Annotated in this window: 12 protein-coding genes; 2 read left to right on the top strand and 10 right to left on the bottom strand. The window is 64.2% G+C overall.

What is annotated here, in order from left to right; genetic code table 11:
* Window position 1: 1 nt before the first annotated feature.
* Genes treZ through ABID58_RS24495 form a run of 5 tightly spaced genes read right to left on the bottom strand, consistent with a single transcriptional unit; the run spans window position 2 to window position 11,226 of the window.
* Window positions 2-1,756, bottom strand: coding sequence for a malto-oligosyltrehalose trehalohydrolase (treZ, locus tag ABID58_RS24515; protein WP_354035249.1), 1,755 nt, complete (start codon window positions 1,754-1,756; stop codon window positions 2-4).
* Window positions 1,753-3,831: a glycogen debranching protein GlgX gene (glgX, locus tag ABID58_RS24510; protein ID WP_354035247.1), complete on the bottom strand. Its 2,079-nt coding sequence runs from the start codon at window positions 3,829-3,831 to the stop codon at window positions 1,753-1,755. The genes treZ and glgX overlap by 4 nt, the downstream gene beginning before the upstream one ends.
* Window positions 3,832-3,834: 3 nt before the next feature.
* The gene (gene glgB, locus ABID58_RS24505; RefSeq protein ID WP_246230258.1) at window positions 3,835-5,982 is read right to left on the bottom strand and encodes a 1,4-alpha-glucan branching protein GlgB; all 2,148 of its coding nucleotides are present in this window, start codon (window positions 5,980-5,982) and stop codon (window positions 3,835-3,837) included.
* Window positions 5,975-9,268, bottom strand: coding sequence for a maltose alpha-D-glucosyltransferase (gene treS / locus ABID58_RS24500; RefSeq protein WP_354035245.1), 3,294 nt, complete (start codon window positions 9,266-9,268; stop codon window positions 5,975-5,977). Before treS ends, glgB begins: the two co-directional genes overlap by 8 nt.
* A gap of 11 nt (window positions 9,269-9,279) precedes the next feature.
* Complete coding sequence (locus ABID58_RS24495; protein WP_354035243.1) at window positions 9,280-11,226, bottom strand: maltotransferase domain-containing protein; 1,947 nt, start codon at window positions 11,224-11,226, stop codon at window positions 9,280-9,282.
* Window positions 11,227-11,430: 204 nt separating this feature from the next.
* On the opposite strand from ABID58_RS24495, the gene malQ reads away from it, so the two are divergent.
* Together malQ and ABID58_RS24485 are read left to right on the top strand one after the other, a co-directional pair.
* Entirely contained in the window at window positions 11,431-13,392 is a 1,962-nt protein-coding gene (malQ, locus tag ABID58_RS24490; protein ID WP_354035241.1) for a 4-alpha-glucanotransferase, read from the top strand.
* A gap of 30 nt (window positions 13,393-13,422) precedes the next feature.
* A complete protein-coding gene (locus tag ABID58_RS24485) occupies window positions 13,423-15,228 on the top strand; it encodes a glycoside hydrolase family 15 protein (protein ID WP_354035239.1) in 1,806 nt (601 codons plus the stop codon).
* Window positions 15,229-15,232: 4 nt separating this feature from the next.
* Here the strand turns inward: ABID58_RS24485 and ABID58_RS24480 are convergent, their stop codons facing one another.
* The 5 genes from ABID58_RS24480 to gnd are packed head-to-tail and all read right to left on the bottom strand — an operon-like array spanning window position 15,233 to window position 19,866.
* Entirely contained in the window at window positions 15,233-16,045 is an 813-nt protein-coding gene (locus ABID58_RS24480) for an HAD family hydrolase (protein WP_354035237.1), read from the bottom strand.
* Entirely contained in the window at window positions 16,042-16,578 is a 537-nt protein-coding gene (locus ABID58_RS24475) for a gluconokinase (protein ID WP_148754752.1), read from the bottom strand. Before ABID58_RS24475 ends, ABID58_RS24480 begins: the two co-directional genes overlap by 4 nt.
* Complete coding sequence (pgl, locus tag ABID58_RS24470; RefSeq protein WP_354035313.1) at window positions 16,565-17,314, bottom strand: 6-phosphogluconolactonase; 750 nt, start codon at window positions 17,312-17,314, stop codon at window positions 16,565-16,567. Before pgl ends, ABID58_RS24475 begins: the two co-directional genes overlap by 14 nt.
* Complete coding sequence (gene zwf / locus ABID58_RS24465; protein ID WP_354035235.1) at window positions 17,314-18,825, bottom strand: glucose-6-phosphate dehydrogenase; 1,512 nt, start codon at window positions 18,823-18,825, stop codon at window positions 17,314-17,316. Before zwf ends, pgl begins: the two co-directional genes overlap by 1 nt.
* A gap of 42 nt (window positions 18,826-18,867) precedes the next feature.
* Window positions 18,868-19,866: a phosphogluconate dehydrogenase (NAD(+)-dependent, decarboxylating) gene (gene gnd / locus ABID58_RS24460; protein WP_354035234.1), complete on the bottom strand. Its 999-nt coding sequence runs from the start codon at window positions 19,864-19,866 to the stop codon at window positions 18,868-18,870.

Here is a 19,866-nt window from a genome sequence, read left to right as displayed (position 1 = left end):
ATCAACCTCCGAGATGCCAGATCACCGACCAGGGCGGAAGCCGATCGCCGCTTGCGCTGCCCCAGATCGGCGCGCCCGCATTGCCGATGGAATGCGCGATATCCTTGTCCGACAGATTTGCAGTCAGGCGCAGCGTGGTGCCGTCGCCCATGCGCCAATGGGCGGCAAGCAAGCCGTTGTCGGAAGCCTCGGCGTCGCCGAAGCTCGCGTCCTTGAGCCGCGGTGCGATCTCCTTGCGACGAACTGCGAGCAGCTTTCGCACCAGCGCGAGCCGTGCATCCTGCGCCGGCGTGCGCCCGGTCCAGTCCAGCACGGCCGATTGCAGTGTTGCCGGATCGAACGGATCCGGCACGTCATCGCCATATTTCTCGTAGGCCCAGGCGTATTCCTGCCGGCGGCCTTTGCGGACAGCGTCGATAAGGCCGCCGTGGAAATCACAGAAGAATGGGAAGGGGGCCGTCGAGCCCCATTCCTCACCCTGAAACAGCATCGGCACCATCGGTACGAGCAACGTGACCGCAAGTGCAGCCTCGATCTGCTGCGGCGATGCCAAACTCTCCAGCCGGTCGCCCAGTGGACGATTGCCGATCTGGTCGTGGTTTTGCAGGAAGTTGACGAAGCTTGCCGGCGGCAATTCGCCACTCGCTTCGCCGCGCGGCTTCTTGCCCCAGAATTCCGAGATCTCGCCCTGGTAGACGAAACCCGAGCCGAGCGCGCGCGCGAGATCCAGGCGCGGCGTCTGGTAGTCGGCGTAGTAACCGGCGAGCTCGCCGGTCAGCATCACATGCCAGACGTGATGATAATCATCGTTCCACTGCGCGCGATATTTGCCGTTCGGCGGCTCCTGTGCGGCGTCGAGCAGGCTGGCGCGGTTGTCGCCGTTCTCCAGCACCAGATGAATGTGTCGTCCGGTGGCCTTGGCGAGCTCACCGGCGGCCGCGCTGAGGTCGTGCAGCACTGATTGTTCACCGGGGATCGCCATGATGTGGTTGGCGGCATCCAGCCTCAACCCGTCGAAACGGTAGTCGCTGAGCCAGGACAGCGCGTTTTCGACGGCGAAGGCCCGCACCTGCGGCACGCGATAATCGATCGCGCTGCCCCAGGGCGTGTGCGCGTCGGTGAAGAAGGTCGGCGCGTAGCGGCCAAGATAGTTTCCTTCGGGGCCGAAGTGATTGTAGACGACGTCCAGGAACACCATCAGCCCGCGCAGATGGGCTTCGTCGATCAGCGCCTTCAGCTGTTCGGGGCGGCCATAGGCGCTGTCGGGCGCATACCACAGCACGCCGTCATAGCCCCAGCCGCGGCGGCCGGCGAAATCGGCCAGTGGCATCAGCTCCAGCGCCGTGATGCCGGTCGCGACGAGATGATCGAGCTTGTCGATCATGGCGCGGTAGGTGCCATCGCGCGTGAAGGTACCGACATGAGTCTCGATCAGCACCGTCTCTTCCCAGGGGCGGCCGCGCCAATCCTTCGCGCGCCACGCGAAGGCATCGTGATCGATCACCTCGCTCGGGCCGAACACATCCTCGGGCTGAAAGGCCGACGCCGGATCGGGCACGTCGATCTCGTCGTCAATCCGAAACTTGTAGGTGCTGCCGACCGGCAGCCCGGCGATCTCGGTGACATACCAGCCATCCTGGCGGCGCTGCATCGCGTGCCCTCTTCCGAGCAGGAGATCGACGCGACGCGCGCCAGGCGCCCACAATCGGAACGATATGCCGTCCTTGGTCGGCTTCGCCCCGAACGATGGCCTCATAGCGCCCCCGCGAAGGCGAGCACCGAGCGCGGCGGCGCCTTGCTGTCGCTTCCGGGCAGGAAATCAACGCTGTTCAGCTTGGCATCCGTCGTGTTCAGGATCTGCTGCCAGCTCTTGTATTCGGGCATTTTTGGCAATTTGAATGCGATCTCTTCGGGGGCGGCGTTCAATACGATAAAGATCGCCGCGCTGCCCGGTTCCATCGGTCCCATCACATAAGAGAGGAACCGGCCCTCCGGGAATTTCCAGTCGTTTTCCGTCATCTCGTCGCCGGCGGGCGTCAGCCACAGCGCGCCGTAGGAGATGCCGTCCTTCGGTCGGCCGTCGAGCCAGCGATGGCTGCGAAGTTGCGAGAACCGGCGGCGGATCTCGGCGAGGTCGGCGACGAAATCGATCATGTCGTCGCCGTCCTTGCCGAGATTGTCCCAGCCGACCCAGCCCACCTCGTTGTCCTGGCAATAGGCGTTGTTGTTGCCGGACTGCGTGTTGCCAACCTCGTCGCCGGCGAGGATCAGCGGAATGCCCTGCGCCAGCATCAGGCAGGCCAGCACGTTCTTGCGCAGCTGCCGCCGCAGGCTGAGGATGTTCGGATCGTCGGTCGGGCCCTCGACACCGCAATTGTTGCTGTGGTTGTCGCTGGAGCCGTCGCGATTGTCCTCGCCGTTGGCCTCGTTGTGCTTCTCGTTATAGCTGAACAGGTCGGCGAGCGTGAAACCGTCATGCACGGTGATGTGGTTGATGCTGGCGCGGGGGCGCCGTCCGTCGTGGTTGAACAGGTCGGAGGACGCGGTCATGCGGCTGGAGATGTCGCCGATCAGGCTGCCTTCGCCGCTCCAGTAGCGGCGCATGGCGCTGCGATAGCGGTCATTCCACTCCGACCATTGCGAGGGGAATGCGCCGACCTGATAGCCGCCGAGGCCGAGATCCCAGGGCTCGGCAACGAGCTTGACGGTCGCGAGCACCGGGTCCTGCCGGATCGCGGTGAGGAACGAGATGCCGCGATCATAGCCGTTCGGGCCGCGTGCCAGCGTGGTGGCGAGGTCGAAGCGGAAGCCGTCGACATGGCAGACCTCGACCCAGTAGCGCAGCGAATCCATCACCATCTGCAGCACGCGCGGATGGGTGAGTTTCACCGACGAGCCGCAGCCGGTGAAGTCGTCATAGTAGCGCGGGTTCTCGCGGTTCAGCCAGTAATAGGAGGCATTGTCGATGCCGCGGTAGCACAGCGTCGGTCCGAGATGATTGCCTTCGGCGGTGTGGTTATAGACGACGTCGAGCATCACCTCGATGCCGGCATCGTGCAGGCGCGCTACCGTGGTGCGGAAGGAATCGAGCACGTTGTCCTGGGCGTAGCGCTGCTCCGGCGCAAAGAAGGACAGCGTGTTGTAACCCCAGTAATTGACGAGCTTCTTCTCCACCAGCACGCGGTCGTCGACGAAGGCGTGGATCGGCAGTAGCTCGACCGTGGTGACGCCGAGCTTCTTCAGATGCTCGATCATCGCCGGCGACGACAGGCCGCCATAGGTGCCGCGCAAATTTGGCGGCACGTCATCGCGCTTCTGCGTCAGGCCCTTGACGTGAGCCTCGTAGATGATGGTGTCTTCCCAGGGAATATTGGGCCGGATTTCGCGCCGGCCCCAGTTGAAGGTCTCGTCGACCACGACGGCCTTGGGCATGCCGCGCGCATTGTCGCGGCGATCAAAGGACAGATCCTCGCGCGCCGAGCCGGTGCGGTAAGCGAAATGCGCGTCGCTCCAAACCAGCCGTCCGGCGAGCCGCTTGGCGTAGGGGTCCAGCAACAGCTTGTTGGAATTGAAGCGGTGGCCGTGCTCGGGCTCGTAGGGGCCGTGCACGCGGTAGCCGTAGAGCTGGCCCGGCGAGACGTCGTTGAGATAGCCGTGCCAGACGTCTTCGGTACGCTCCGGTAATTCGATGCGCTCCAGCTCGCGCCGGCCCTGGGGGTCGAACAGGCAGAGCTCTACCTTCTGCGCGTTGGCGGAAAACAGCGCGAAATTGGTGCCGCGTCCGTCCCAGCTTGCGCCGAGGCGTGCGTGCGATCCAGTAGTCAGACGCATCGGTCAGCTTTCCGGAACGAGGAAGATCGCGGCGAGCGGCGGAATGGTGAGGCGGAGCTCGGGCGTCTTGCCGTCAACGGTCTGGACCTCGCCGATGTTCCCGACATTGGTGCCGCCATAATGGGCGGAGTCCGAATTGAACACCTCTTTCCACTTGCCGGCAAACGGCACGCGAACGCGGTAGTTGCGGTAGACGTTCGGGGAGAAGTTGACGATCACCAGGCACCGCGCGTGCTCATCAAATCCCTTGCGCATCCAGGCGAACACGTTGCGGTTGGCGTCATCCGTGATCAGCCATTCGAAGCCGGCCTGGTCGCAATCCATCTGATGCAGCGCCGGCACCGCGCGATAGGCCCGGTTGAGGTCGCGGATCAGTGCCTGGATGCCGGAATGATATTTGTATTCGAGCAGGTGCCAGTCGAGCGACTGATCGTGATTCCACTCGCGGCTCTGCGCGATCTCCGCGCCCATGAACAGCAGCTTCTTGCCGGGATGGCCGAACATGAAGCTGTAATAGGCGCGCAAATTGGCAAAGCGCTGCCATTCGTCGCCGGGCATGCGACCGAGGAGCGAGCGCTTTCCGTGCACGACCTCGTCATGCGACAGCGGCAGGATGAAGTTTTCCGAGAACGCGTAGTGCAAGCCGAACAGGATATCGCCGTGATGATGCTTGCGATGGATGGGATCCTTGCTGATGTAGTTCAGCGTGTCGTGCATCCAGCCCATATTCCACTTGTAGCCGAAGCCGAGCCCGCCGAATTCCACCGGACGCGAGACCTGCGGCCATGCCGTGGATTCTTCGGCCGCCGTGGTCGCCTGCGGGAAGCGCGCGAACAGTTCGGTGTTGAAGCGGCGCAGAAAGTTTATGGCCTCGATGTTCTCGCGGCCGCCATACTGGTTCGGAATCCACGCGCCGGGCGGGCGGCTGTAATCGAGGTAGAGCATGGACGCGACCGCATCGACGCGCAGGCCGTCGATGGCGTAGCGCTCGAGCCAGAACAGTGCGTTCGACACCAGGAAGTTCGTCACTTCGGTGCGACCGTAATTGTAGATCAGCGTGCCCCAGTCGAGGTGGCGGCCCTGCAGCGGGTTGGCGTGCTCGTAGAGCGAGGTGCCGTCAAAGCTGCCGAGCCCGTGCGGATCGTCCGGGAAATGACCGGGCACCCAGTCGAGCAGCACACCGATGCCCTCGCGATGGCAGGCATCGACCAGGGCGGCAAAATCCTCGGGCGAACCGAAGCGGCTGGTCGGTGCATAGAGGCCGGTCGGCTGATAGCCCCAGGAGCCGTCGAACGGATGCTCGCTGACAGGCAGGAATTCGAGATGAGTAAAGCCCATATCGCGCGCATAAGCCGGCAACTGCTCGGCGAGCTCGCGATAGGTCAGCCATTCGTCGCCGTTCTTGCGCCGCCACGAGCCGAGATGGACCTCGTAGATCGACATCGGTGCCGAGAGCGCGTTGATGCCGTCGGGCGCAGGACGCGGCCGTGGCAAATGCGCTTCGTCGAACACGATGGAGGCCGTCTTCGGCCGAACCTCGCTGGCAAATGCCAGCGGGTCGGATTTCAGCGGCAGAAGGTGGCCGTGTGGCCCGATGATCTCGAATTTGTAGTGGTCGCCGGCCTTGGCGTGCGGAATGAACAATTCCCAATAGCCGGCGCCGCGCACCCGCATCGGGTGACGCCGCCCATCCCAGAAATTGAAATCGCCGACCACGGACACGCGTCGCGCATTCGGAGCCAGCACCACGAAGCCGATGCCGTCGATGCCCTCCAGCCGCATCGGATGCGCGCCGAGCTTGTCGTAGATCCGCTGATGGGTACCTTCGCCGAGCAGGTAGAGGTCGAAATCGGTCAGGATCGGCGGGAAGCGATAGGCATCCTCGAACTCGACGACGTTGTCGCCGAATTTGGCGCGGAGCTGGTAATGCTTCGAGCCGTTGGGCAGGGCACCGATGAACAGGCCGGAATCGTGGACGCGGTCGAGCTGGGCGACTTCGCCATGCTCGCCGACGGCCTCGACATTCGAGGCTTCGGGCAGGAAGGCGCGCACGACGCTCTTGCTCCCCTCGGGGTGCAGCCCGAGATAGTGGAAGGGGTCGGAGTGGCGGCCCTCGATGATCGCGTAGGCTTCGGCTGGCAGTTTAGGCATGGGCTTCGCTCTCGGCATTGGACAGAATGCGAAGCAGGCCGGTCAGCGGCGCATTGAGCCCCTCCGGCCGGTGGGACAGCTCGTACTCTACCTCGTCGAACGCTTGATCAAGCAGGAAAAACCTTAACATGCCGTCCGCGGAATGGTTCTCTTCCGGCCAGAGCCGTCGATCGGTCATGGCCTCGCGATAGGCGGACAGGAAGGTCGCGGTGGCGCGCTCGCGCCATTCGTCCAGCGCGGCCGTGAGCCGGCCCTGCTCGTCGCTGCCCCCGGAGATCGCCCGGTTAAGCGCCGCGTTAACCGAAAGATCAATCGAGCGGACCAGACCCGCGACGTCGCGCGCGGCAGGCAGCTTGCCCCGCTTGTCTGCCAGCGCGAGACGCGGATCGCCGTCGAAATCGATGATGAAGATGTCGTCCTTCACGATCAGAATTTGCCCGAGGCGGAAGTCGCCATGATGGCGGATGTTCAACCCGCCGATGTCCGATGGCAAGAGCGCATTGAGGTGGTCGGGCAGGGTCGCGCGCACCGCGACCAGCTGGTCGATCAGCGGACGGTCGCCCTCACGCAGGCCATCGCGGCTGTCAGCCAGCCGTTCGATGACGCGCTCAGCGCGAGCCTTGAGGTCTGAGATCCAGCGCTTGACGTGCGCTGAGCCGATCGGCTCTGGCGCGAGAGCGGCGGGCTTTGCGGCGGCCAGAGCCACGTGCAGCTCGGCAAGTCGCCGGCCGGTCTGCGCCATGAAATGCAGATAGGGCGCCTGCTCCTGGGTGGCCCGGGGCATCTCGTCCACCGGCCCCAGCCGCTGCTCATCGATGTAGCGGTCGAGATAACCCGTGGTCACGGCCCAGCCGTCGCCCTGGTTTTCGACATAGGCGTGCAAAACGCCGACCGCGCTGCGGCTATCGCCTTCGACCAGCTCGACGCTGCCAAGCAGCGCCGGTGTATTGGGGAAGCGCACGATCTCCGTGAGATAGTGGCCGATCTCGATCTCCGGGTTGGCGCCGCTTTCGAGCTGGCGATAGATCTTGGCGACATACTGGTTGTCGACCAGGGCTGTGCTGTTCGATTGCTCGATCGCGCGGATGCGCGCGGGCTCCTTCACGGTGTACTCGGAAAACAGGCTGGTCGGCCTGAATTCGAGCCTCAGATTGTTCTCCTCCACCGCCAGGTTCTGCGACAAGCCTCGCAGGAACAGTCCGATGAAGATCTGATCCGTGGCGACGTCGAGCAGCGTGCCTTCGCGCGCGCCCTGGCGTACGGCGGCAAGTGCCTTCGGGTTGAAGCGTTCACGGTCGAAGCGCATCCACTCGATCTGCATCGGCAGCACATAGCGCGTGGTGACGCCGTCCTTCGCCGTCTCGAAGAATGCGATCCAGGGCCGGTTGTCGCCGATGTCGCAGAACGGCACCGCCGAGGTCAGCGTGGGCTTGATGTGCTTGGGGTTGTGCTCGGGATACCAGCGCGTTCGCGACAGGAAGCCCGGCAGCACGTCGTGCTCGAACACGCCGCGTTCGCGGGCCAGCGATACCCAGGTCGAATTAACCGGGACCACCAGCGTCTCGAATTCCGGCACGGCGCTCGGCGCCACCAGCTCGGACTTGTCGCGCTCCTGAAGCTGGAACCAGTAGAAGCCGTAAGGCCCCAGCGTGATCATGTAAGGCAGCTCGCCGATCGACGGAAAACGCGTGCGGCCGAGCATCTCCTGCGGGATGCGGTCCTTCCACGGCGACAGATCGAGCTCGGTCGCCTGCGCCGCGCGCGACAGATTCGCGACGCAGAGGATCACCTCGTCGCGATATTGCCGGACATAGGCGAGCACGGCGCGGTTGGCCGGGCGGATGAAGGTCATGGTGCCGCGGCCAAAGGCCAGCGTCGACTTGCGTACCGAGATCAGCCGCTTGGTGGCGCTGAGCTGCGAGGACAGGCTGCGCGACTGCGCTTCCACGTTGACCGACTCGTAGCCGTAGACGGGATCCATGATCAGCGGCGCATAGAGACGGGCGGGATCGGCGCGCGAGAAGCCGCCGTTGCGGTCCGGGCTCCACTGCATCGGCGTGCGCACGCCGTTGCGGTCGCCGAGATAGATATTGTCGCCCATCCCGATCTCGTCGCCGTAATAGATGATTGGCGTGCCGGGGAAGGACAGCAGCAGCGAGTTCATCAGCTCGATCTTGCGCCGGTCATTGTCCATCAGCGGCGCGAGGCGCCGGCGGATGCCGACGTTGATGCGGGCGCGCGGATCATTGGCGTAAGTGGTCCAGAGATAGTCACGCTCGACGTCGGTGACCATCTCCAGCGTCAGCTCGTCATGGTTGCGCAGGAATAGCGCCCATTGGCAGCTCGCGGGAATGTCCGGCGTCTGCCGCAGAATGTCGGTGATCGGGAAGCGGTCCTCCTGCGCGATCGCCATATAGATGCGCGGCATCAGCGGGAAGTGGTAGGCCATGTGGCATTCGTCGCCACGGCCGAAATATTCCTGCACGTCCTCCGGCCATTGATTGGCTTCGGCCAGCAGCAGCTTTCCCTTGGAGTAGGCATCCATCTCCTGGCGCAGACGTTTGATGATCGCATGCGTCTCGGGGAGGTTCTCGTTCGAGGTGCCCTCGCGCTCGCAGAGATAGGGAATCGCATCGAGCCGGAAGCCGTCGACACCGGCATCGAGCCAGCGCTTCATCACCTGGATGAGAGCGCTGACCACGCGCGGATTGTCGAAATTGAGATCCGGCTGGTGCGAGAAGAAGCGGTGCCAGTAGAAGGCACCGGCCTCGGGATCCCAGGTCCAGTTCGACTTCTCGGTGTCGGTGAAGATGATCCGCGTGCCCTGGTATTTCTGGTCGGTGTCGCTCCAGACATACCAGTTGCGGGCGCTCGAGCCGGCAGGACTGCGGCGCGCGCGCTTGAACCATTTGTGCTGGTCGGACGTGTGATTGACGACGAGCTCGGTGATGACGCGCAAGCCGCGCTTCTGCGCCTCCTGGATGAAGCGCTTGAAATCCTTCATCGTCCCGAAATCGGGATTGACGGCGCCGTAGTCGGCGATGTCGTAGCCGTCGTCGCGGCCGGGCGAGGGGTAGAACGGCAGCAGCCACAGCGCGGTGACGCCGAGATCCTGCAGATAGGGCAGCTTCTCGGTCAGGCCCGCGAAATCGCCGATGCCGTCGTTGTTGCTGTCGGCAAAGGCCTTGACGTGGAGCTGGTAGATGACGGCGTCCTTGTACCAGAGCTCATCCACGATCTCGGCAGCCTCGACCTTCTTGGCATCGACGGAAGACAAAACATTCATGGCGTGAATCCTTACGCCAGACAGCGGAACAAGAGCGCCGGATCGCGGTCGGGATCGATACGCAATTTGATCCCGCCCCATTCGATGCGGGACTGTTCGCCGGTGAGGAGATTTTCGAGGGCGGTGACGTGGCGGCGTTCGCCGCCGACATCGATGGTGAGGTCGCCGAGCGGCAACCAGAACTCGCGCGCATGACGTGAGAGTGCGATTGCCGCGACAACGGTGTTGGCCGGATCAACCGCCTCCTTGGCGAAGGCGATGGTCTCGCCGTCCTCGAGGCCGAGAAAGCGCAGGTCCACCGTCTGCTGAAGCGCAGCGTTCTCGTTGCGGATGCGGTTCAACTCCGTGATGTAGGGCTTGATGTTGCCGGCCTTGTCCCAGTCGCGCTGCCTGATCTGGTACTTCTCGGAATCCTGATATTCCTCGCGGCCGGGAACGGCTTCATGCTCGAGCAGCTCGAACCCGCTATAGACGCCGTAATTGCCTGATAACGTTGCGGCCAGCGCGAGCCGCGATTTGAACGCCCAGGCCTCACCGCTTTGGAGGTGATAGGGCAGCAGGTCCGGCGTGTTGACGAACAGGTTCGGCCGACAAAAGTCCCGCTCCGGATAACCCGTCAGCTCGCCAAAATATTGCTCCAGCTCCCACTTCCTGGTGCGCCAGGGGAAATAGGTGAAGGATTGCGCGAAGCCGAGCCTGGCGAGGCCCTTCATCAGCTTCGGCCGCGCAAAGGTCTTGGAGAACAGGATCACCTCGGGATGCCGGCGGCGGATGTCCAGGATGAGCCACTCCCAGAACGGAAGCGGCGCGGTGTCGTGATTGTCGATGGCGAAGATGGTCACGCCGTGGTCGATCCAGAACAGCATCGCGTCGCGAAACGCGTTCCAGAGCCCGACCCGATCGACGGAGGCGAAATCGGGAATGACGATATCCGAATAGGGGCCTTCCGCCGTGCGCACCGAACGGTCCGGCCGCCACTTGAACCACTCCGGATGCTGGGTCAGCCAGGGATGGTCCGGCGAGCATTGCACGGCGAAGTCGAGCGCGAGCTCGAGGCCGTATTCCAGGCAGGTCGCGACCAGCGCGCGGAAATCCTCGATGGTGCCGAGTTCGGGATGCAGCGCATCATGGCCGCCCTCGGCGGCGCCGATCGCATAGGGCGAGCCGGGCTCGCCCTCGGTTGCGACAGGTGCATTGTTGCGGCCCTTGCGGCGGGTACGGCCGATCGGGTGGATCGGCGTGAAATACAGCACGTCAAAACCCATCGCGGCGATGTCGGGTACCCGCGCGATGCAGTCGCGGAGCGTGCCGTGCTGGCCGGCGGCCTGGCTCTGGCTGCGCGGCATCATCTGATACCAGGCGCCGAAGCGCGCTCTGTCGCGGTCGATAACCAACGGAAACAGCGGCGAGCGGGTGAGGTCGGGCCGCGCCTGGCTCTCGGCCATGGCCGCGCCCAATTCGGCCGCAAGCAGCGGCGCGACATCGCCGCTGCCGAGATAGTTTTCGCATTGCCTGACAATCACGACCGCGGCGTCCTGCCGCGCACCATGCGCCTTGGTCAGCAGGCCCGCGCCCTCGATCGCATCGAGCGTGACGTCGCCGCCGGACAGCTGCTTGCGCTCAAGCCCGTGACGCCAGGTGGCGAATTCGTCGGTCCAGGCTTCGATGGCGTAGACATATTGACCTGATACGACTGGTGTGAACGCACCGGACCAGCGGTCATCGCCATGGTGGGTCATGATCTCGCGCTGCCATTCGCGGTCCTGCTCGCCGCGCCAGATCAGCGCGGCGCTGATTGTGGCGTCGCCGTCGCGATAGATGTCGGCCCACACCTCGACGCGATCGCCCGCGATCCGCTTCACGGCGAAGCGGCCGCCGTCGATCAACGGATAGACGTCTTCGATCAGGAAAGCGCTGCCGGCAGCGGCACTCTCGACAGTTTGAATTGTCTTGTTCACGGTGATGCCATTGACAAGAGTGCAGGGGCCCGTTTCCCTTGTCGGGAACCTACGCTTGGTACCTATATAGAAAGCCGCTTGTGTGTCATTGGTTCCCTTGGGAACGGCAGGCGCAGTTTGCGAGTTAAGTGCAGCTAACTTCTTCCGCGACCACGTTAAAATCGATGCCCCCGGCCTGAGAATGGCCTGCAAGCTGCGTGCCGAATGGACCTTTTAGCTCAAGCCCGGATCAAGGGCGTTCAATCCGAATTCGTCGATGCCCTCGGAAAGCTGCGGGTCACCGCGCCCGGCGCGCTGAAATCGATCCTCGACGCCCTGCCCGAGAAGCGGGTTTACCGCTTCGTCAGCGGGCCGGTCGTGGTTCGCGCTCTCGGCAGTCCCCGCACCGAGCTGGCCGCCCTCGGCGCCGCGCCCTTGCAATGGCAAATCACGGGCAGCGGCAATGTGATCGCCCAAGGCGAGACGCGCGAGCCCGTGATCGCCTGGCCGAACGGCCTGCCGCTTGGTTATCATCGGTTGACGCTGACCGACGCGGCAGGTGCAACGGAAGAGGTGCCGATGATCGTGGCACCCGAGCGCGCCTTCGGCGGCGATTTCGACCGCGGTTGGCTGCTCGCCGTGCAGCTCTACGGCGTCCGCTCGAATCGCAATTGGGGCATCGGCGATTTCACCGATCTAGCGGGCCTGGTCAGGCTCGCCAAGCAATTGGGCGCCGACGGCGTCGGGCTCAATCCGCTGCACGTCCTGTTCGACGATCATCCGGCCGATTGCAGCCCCTATTCGCCGAACAGCCGGCTGTTTCTCAATCCGCTCTATATCGACGTCGAGGCCATCCCGGAATTCTCGGCAGACTTCATCCCGGACGCGGCCACGACCGCCGCGCGGCTGCGCAAAGGTGATCGCGTCCCGTATGCCGATACGGCGGCTCTTAAATGGCTGGGCCTGCGCGCCGCCTTTGACAGTTTCGTGAAAAGCGCGAGCGGCGTCCGCCGCAACCAGTTTGACGCTTTCCGTGCCGATCGGGGGCCGCTGCTGTCGCGCTTCGCCTGCTTCGAGGTGCTGCGACATCGTTTCAATATGCCATGGTGGGAATGGCCGGTGGAATGGCGGCAACCGGACGATGCCAGATGCGCCGAGCTCCGCAGGGGTCCCGACCGCCGCGAGGTCGAGTTCGTCGAATTCGTGCAGTGGACCGCTGACGCGCAATTGCACGCCACCAAGCAGCTGTCTGCCGAGCTCGGCATGCGCGTCGGGCTCTATCTCGACGTTGCCGTCGGCGTACAGTCCAACGGCTTCGACGCCTGGAACGAGCAGACGGCGATCTCCCGCCACCTTGCGGTCGGCGCGCCGCCCGACGTGCTCAATACCGTCGGGCAGGACTGGGGCCTCGCCGGCTTCAACGCCGGCGGCCTCGAGGCGCAATCCTTCGTGCCGTTCGCCAACATGGTGGCCGCCTCGATGCGGCATGCCGGCGCGATCCGGCTCGATCACGTGCTGGGCCTGAAGCGTTTGTATCTGGTGCCGCGCGGCTTCAAGCCCGACAACGGCGCCTATGTGCAGATGCCGCTCGAGGCGCTGCTGGCCGCGGTCGTGCGCGAGAGCGTCACCCATAAATGCATCGTGATCGGCGAGGACCTCGGCACCGTGCCGGAAGGTTTTCGCGAGACCATGCAGGATTTCGGCATCTGGTCCTATCTCGTGATGATGTTCGAGCGCGACGATGCCGGCCATTTCCGCAATATCGACCACTACCGGCCGAACGCGCTGGTGACGCTGAACACGCATGATCTCTGCACCTATGCGGGCTGGCGCTCCTTTAGCGATCTCAGGATGAAGCGCTCGCTCGGGCTCGATCCCGGCGAGGACGACCAGGCGCGGTGGAACGCGCTCGGCGGACTCGACCAGATCCTGCGCCAGAACGGCATTACCGGCAACGATCTCTATTCCGTGCTCAATTTCCTGTCGCGCACGCCGTCGCGGCTGCTCGCGGTGTCGATGGAAGATTTGCTCGGCGTGATCGACCAGCCCAACATTCCCGGCACGATCGACGAGCATCCGAACTGGCGCCAGCGTCTGCCGGTTGCGCTTGACAAGATCGCCGCCAAGGTCGATCTCGCGGCTTTAAGGGCCGCGACGCGGGAACGTTCCCTGATCGGCGGGAGTTGATAGGCGGGTATCTTTCAGGCTCGCAAGACATTGTCAGAGAAGATCGAGGATTATGCGCTGATCGGCGACTGCGAGACCGCGGCGCTGGTCGGGCGCAACGGCTCGATCGACTGGCTGTGCTGGCCGGCCTTCGATTCCGATGCCTGCTTTGCCGCGCTCGTTGGCACGCACAAGAACGGCCGCTGGCTGGTCGCGCCGGGCGACGACGTCACCACGGTCTCGCGCCGCTATCTCGGCGATACCCTCATCCTCGAAACGCGATTTGAGACCAAGAGCGGCACCGTTGCGCTGATCGACTTCATGCCGCCGCGGGGCAAGGCCTCCGACATCGTGCGGCTGGTGCGCGGCCTCACCGGTACCGTCAAGATGCGGATGGAGCTCGTGATCCGCTTCGGCTTCGGTGTGGACATTCCCTGGGTGCGCCGCTGCGAGGATCGCTCGCTGCTGGCAGTCGCCGGCCAGGACATGACGGTGCTGCGCACGCCGGTCGAGACGCGCGGCGAGGACCTGACCACCGTCTCCGACTTCGAGGTCAAGGCCGGCGAGACCGTTCCGTTCGTGCTGACCTATGGTCCCTCGCACCTCGATCCGCCCGAGCCAATCGATCCCGAAATCGCGTTCCAGGAGACCGGGAAATTCTGGACGGAGTGGAGTGGCCGCTGCGTTCGCGAGGGCGACTACCGCGAGCTCGTCATGCGCTCGCTAATCACGCTGAAGGCGCTGACCTTCGGTCCGACCGGCGGCATCGTCGCGGCGCCGACCACGTCGCTGCCGGAAAAGCTCGGCGGCGCCAGAAATTGGGACTACCGCTTCTGCTGGCTGCGCGATGCCACCTTCACGCTGCTGGCGCTGATGAACTCGGGCTACACCGAGGAAGCCTCGGCCTGGCACAATTGGCTCCTGCGCGCCGCCGCTGGCTCGCCGGCGAACATGCAGATCATGTACGGCATCTGGGGCCAGCGGCGGCTGCTGGAATGGGAGGCGGGCTGGCTCGATGGCTATGAAGGCGCCCAGCCGGTGCGGGTCGGCAATGCCGCCCACGCCCAGCTCCAGCTCGACGTCTATGGCGAGCTGATCGACGCCTTCCACCAGTCGCGCATGGCCAAGCTCAAGCTCGACAATGAGGCGACCTGGGCGCTGGAATGCGCCGTGCTCAATCATCTCGCCGAGGTCTGGGACCAACCCGACCACGGCATCTGGGAGCGGCGCGGCAAGCCGAAGCATTACGTTTTCTCCAAGGTGATGACCTGGGTCGCCTTCGATCGCGGCATCAAGAGCGCCGAGACCTTCGGCTTCAAGGCGCCGCTCTTGCATTGGCGCGCCTTGCGCGAGGCCATTCACCGCGACGTCTGCCACAGGGGATTTGATGCGGAGGAGAACGCCTTCGTCGAATCCTATGGTTCGAAACTGCTCGATGCCAGCGTGCTGCTGCTGCCGGGCGTAGGCTTCCTGCCGTCGGACGATCCGCGCATCCGCGGCACCATCGCCGCCGTCGAGAAGCACATGATGCGCGACGGTTTCGTGCTCCGGCACGATCCCCGCGAGATCTCCGAGGAGAAACAGCCGATCGAGGGCGCGTTCCTGGCCTGCACGCTGTGGCTGGCCGACGCCCATGTGCTGGCGGGCAATCTCGACAAGGCACAAATGCTGTTTGATCGCGTCGCTGCGCTGGCGAACGATGTCGGGCTGCTCGCCGAAGAATACGATTCCGTCGCCCGCCGCCAGACCGGAAATTTCCCGCAGGCGCTGACCCACATCGCGCTCATCAACACCGCGCACAATCTTTCGGCAGCAAGGCACGCGAGCGAGAAGCCGGCGATGCAGCGATCGAAGTAGTGACTTAGCCGGCCCCGTTCCGCTTCAAGATCATCTCCATCGCTTCCGCAAAGCCATCCTGCTCGTTGGTTGCGGTGACGTTTGTCGCCTGGTCCTTGACGCTGTCGGTGGCGTTGCCCATGGCGATCGAGACGCCGCTGACGCGGAACATCGCAAGGTCGTTCTGCATGTCGCCGACGGTTGCGACCGCGTCGGTGGAGATGCCCAGCCGCTTGGCCATGGCCTGCACGAACGTGCCCTTGTCGAAGCCGGGCGGGGTGACGTCGAGATAATAGGTCTGCGAGCGGACGGCAGTGGCCTCGCCGCCGAGCGCCTGCTGCATCGCCTTCTCGCAAGCCTCGAGGCCCGCCGCATCGGCGCTGGCGCCGACAATCTTGCAGGCGCTGGCGAGATAGGGCGAGAAATCCGTTACGATGGTCGGATCGGAGCGGATCGTGTGCTGCTCATGCGCGACATATTTGCCGGCCGGGTTGTCGATCAGCCATTTGTCGTAGGTGAACAGCCAGATGTCGGCGCCGAATTCACGGAGGATCCGCAGTGACCGTTCGGCGGCGCTTTTCGGGATCAAATGCTGCTCGACCGGGTTCATCTCGGGATCGACGATCGAGGAGCCGTTGAACGGGCCGACCGGCAGCCACAGCGCCAGCGGCTCGATCAGGAAGCGCATGCCGATCGCAGGCCGGCTGGAGGTGATGGTGAAGCCGATGCCGGCCTGGTGCAGCTGCTGCACGGCGGACCTCGCGCGCTCCGTCAGCGTCTTGTCCTTGGTCAGCAGCGTGCCGTCGACGTCGGAGACCACCAGTGATATTTTCGTCATGGCTTGCGTTTCCCGCCGTCGATTTTCAACTGCCGCACGATGCCGTCCACGATCGCCTCGACCGATTCATCGATCGACGCCGTGATGACATGCTCGCTCGCCTCGGGCGGCTCCAGCGTGTTGAACTGGCTGGTGAGGAGCCCGGGCGGCATGAAATGACCCTTGCGGTGCGCGAGCCGGTCGGCAATCAGCTCCTGCGTGCCCTTCAGGAACACGAAGCGCACGTCGTCGCGTCCGCGCAGCAGCACGTCGCGATAGGTGTGCTTGAGTGCCGAACAGGCGATGATGACGTGCTCGCCCTTGTTGCAGACCCGCGCGATCTCGTCGGCGATGGCGTTGAGCCAGGGCCAGCGGTCCTCGTCGGTGAGCGGACGGCCGGCTCTCATCTTCTCGACATTGCTCGCGGGGTGAAAGCTGTCGCCGTCCTCGAATCGCCAGCCCAGCCGCTTGCCGAGCAATTCCGCCACTGTGCTCTTGCCCGAGCCCGACACGCCCATCACGATCAACGCACAAGGTGCTTTAGCGCCCGCCACGAATCCCCTCCGGAAGCGCGGCCTGGTCGACCAGCCAGAGGGTCCCGCCATTCGAGCGCGCGCGTACAGCCGGCAGAGTCTCGCCATTGAGGAGGCGCGTCAAGATCGGCTGTTTGTCATGCCCGGCAATCTCGAACAGCATCTCGCGGCAGGAGGCCAGCGCAGGCAGCGTCAGCGAGACCCGCGGCACGAAGGGCGCGACATTGGCCCTCGGCACGCCGACGACCCAGCGCGCGGTCTCCTCGACGGCGGGATAGCCGGGAAACAGCGAGGCAGTGTGGCCGTCAGGACCGGCGCCCATCAGGACGAGATCGAATAGCGGCCGCGCCGGATCGAGCTGGTCCGAGCCGTAGAAGGCCTGCAGCTCGCGCGCATAGGTTTCCGCACTCTGGTCGGGACTCTCGGCTGTGGTCGGAATCGGATGGATATGGCCTGGTGGCGCGTTGCGATCGAGGAAGATCTCGCGCGCGACGGCCATGTTGTTGAGGGGATCGCTCTCGGGGACAAAACGCTCGTCGCCGATGAACCAGTGTACGCGATCCCATGGAATCTTGCCACGCCAAGCCTCGCTGCCGAGCAGCTGGTAGAGCTTCTTCGGGCTCGAGCCGCCGGTGAGGCAGATTGCGATCCGGCCGGGATTGGCAACCACCCGCGCCACCACCCGCTCCGCGGCGGCCTGCGCGAGGGCTTCCGCGTCGGCCACGACGATCAGCTTCGGCTGCCCGGCCGTCGCCATCACGAAAATTTCCGCCAGCTGCGGCCGTCGCGCCGCAGCAGCTCGTCGGCACAGGCCGGGCCGTCGCTGCCGGCGGGGTAGGTTTCGATGCCGTTGCTGCCTGCGTCCTTCCAGGCATCGAGGAATGGCTGCACCGCCTGCCATCCGGCTTCGATGCCGTCGGCGCGCTGGAACAGGATGTTGTCGCCGATCATGCAGTCGTAGATCAGCGTCTCGTAGCCAGTCGAGGGATCGGCCTGGAAATAATCGCCGTACTTGAACTTCATCTCGACGCCGTCGATGGTGATGCTCGGCCCCGGAATCTTGGCGTTGAACTGAAGCTCGATGGTCTCGGTCGGCGCAATGCCGATGGTGAGGAAATTTTGCGAGAGACGGTCGACCGCCGTGCCGGAGAACATCGAGAGCGGCGCCTGCTTGAACTTGATTGCGACTTCCGTTCGCTTGTGCCCCAACGCCTTGCCGGTACGCAGATAGAACGGCACGCCGGCCCAGCGCCAATTGTCGATCATCAGCTTCAGCGCGACAAAGGTCTCGGTGGCGCTGCCGGGCTTGACGTCCTCGGTCTTCCGATAGTCCGGTATTTCGTCGTCGCCGATCCGGCCCGCGAGATATTGCGCGCGGACAGAATTCTTGAGCGCCTCCTCGTGACTCGGCTGCTGGATCGCGGTGAGCACCTCCGCCTTCTCGGAGCGCACGGAATGGGCGTCGAAACGCGCCGGCGGCTCCATCGCGACCAGCGACATCAGCTGGAACAGATGGTTCGGCACCATGTCGCGCAGCGCGCCGGTGGCGTCGTAGAAGCCGCCGCGATGGCCGACGCCGAGCTTCTCCTCGACCGTGATCTGGATGTGGTCGATGTGGTTGCGATTCCAGATCGGCTCGAACATGCCATTGGCAAAGCGCAGCACCAGAATGTTCTGCACCGTCTCTTTGCCGAGATAATGATCGATCCGGTAGATCTGGTGCTCGCCCATGATCTTCAGCAACTCGGCATTCAGGGCCCGCGCCGAGGTGAGATCGGTGCCGAACGGTTTTTCGATCACCAGCCGCCGCCAGGCGCCGTTCTCCTTCATCATGCCGGTGCGGCCGAGCTCGCGTGCGGTCGGTGCGAATGCAGCGGGCGGGGTCGCCAGATAGAACAGGCGATTGCCGCCGGTGTCTTGCGCGCATTCCAGCGAATCCAGATGCTCGCGCAGACGATCGAAGGAGGGCGGGTCCTTCGGATCGGCCTCGACGAAGGTGACGCATTCCAGCAGTCTCTGGGCGATATCGTCGTCCACGGGTCGCGTTGCGAATTGCTTCAGGCCCTTCAACAGACCGTCGCGCAGATCGTCATCCGACATGGCGTTGCGGCCCACACCGACGACGCAAAATTTCTCCGGCAGCAAATGTTCTGCGGCAAGATTGTAAAGCGAGGGGATCACGAGACGGTGCGTGAGATCGCCGGTGGCACCAAAAATGACGAAGGCGCAATTTTCCGGCTTGGGCTTTGCTTGCGGGTCTTTTGTCACGAACGATTGGCCCTTCGCTGTGTTGCTTGTTGCTTCGACTTCTTATTTGGGCTTCGAAGCGTCCGGCTGCTTCGGCTCCTTGTGGCCGCCGAATCCCGCGCGCATCGCCGAGAGAATTTTTTCGGCGAAGGTGTGGTCCTTGCGGGAACGGAAACGTGTGTAGAGCGCAGCCGTCAGGACTTCGGCCGGCACGGCCTCGTCGATCGCCGCATTCACGGTCCAGCGTCCCTCACCGGAATCCTCCACGAAGCCGGAATATTCAGCCAGTGCGGGGCTGTCGGCGAGCGCGGTCGAGGTGAGATCGAGCAGCCATGACGGGATCACACTGCCGCGCCGCCAGACTTCGGCGATGTCCGCGAGATCGAAATCGTAACGATGATCGGCGGGCAGGGCGTCGATATTGGCGTTCTTGAGAATGTCGAATCCTTCCGCATAGGCCTGCATCAGGCCGTATTCGATGCCGTTGTGGATCATCTTGACGAAATGGCCCGCGCCGACGGGACCGGCATGGATGTAGCCCTGCTCGATGCGCGGATCGCGCCCGTCACGTCCCTCCGTGCGCGGAATATCGCCGGCGCCGGGCGCTAGGGCTGCGAAGATCGGATCGAGCCGGTCGACGACCTGTTTCTCGCCGCCGATCATCATGCAATAGCCGCGGTCGAGCCCCCAGACGCCGCCGGACGTGCCGACGTCGACATAGTGGATGCCGCGCGCCTTCAGCGCCTTGCCGCGCCGGACGTCGTCCTGCCAGAAGGTGTTGCCGCCGTCGATGATGACGTCGCCCTCCTGCATCACGCCGGCGATCGTGTCGATGGTTTGCTCGGTGATGCGGCCCGCAGGCAGCATCACCCAGGCCGTGCGCGGCCGCTCCAGTTTCGCGATGAACTCTTCCAGCGTCGCCGAGCCGACTGCGCCGTCTGCGGCGAGACCGGCGACGGCCTTGGCGTCCTTGTCATAGACCACGGTCGAATGGCCGTGGCGCATCAGCCGGCGAACGATGTTGCCGCCCATCCGGCCGAGGCCGATCATGCCGAGTTGCAT

The organism is Bradyrhizobium sp. S3.2.6, from assembly GCF_040546885.1.
In the GTDB taxonomy this organism is placed as follows: domain Bacteria; phylum Pseudomonadota; class Alphaproteobacteria; order Rhizobiales; family Xanthobacteraceae; genus Bradyrhizobium; species Bradyrhizobium cytisi.
Note: the sequence above shows the minus strand (reverse complement) of the source record. Positions and strands in the feature narration are given on the sequence as shown.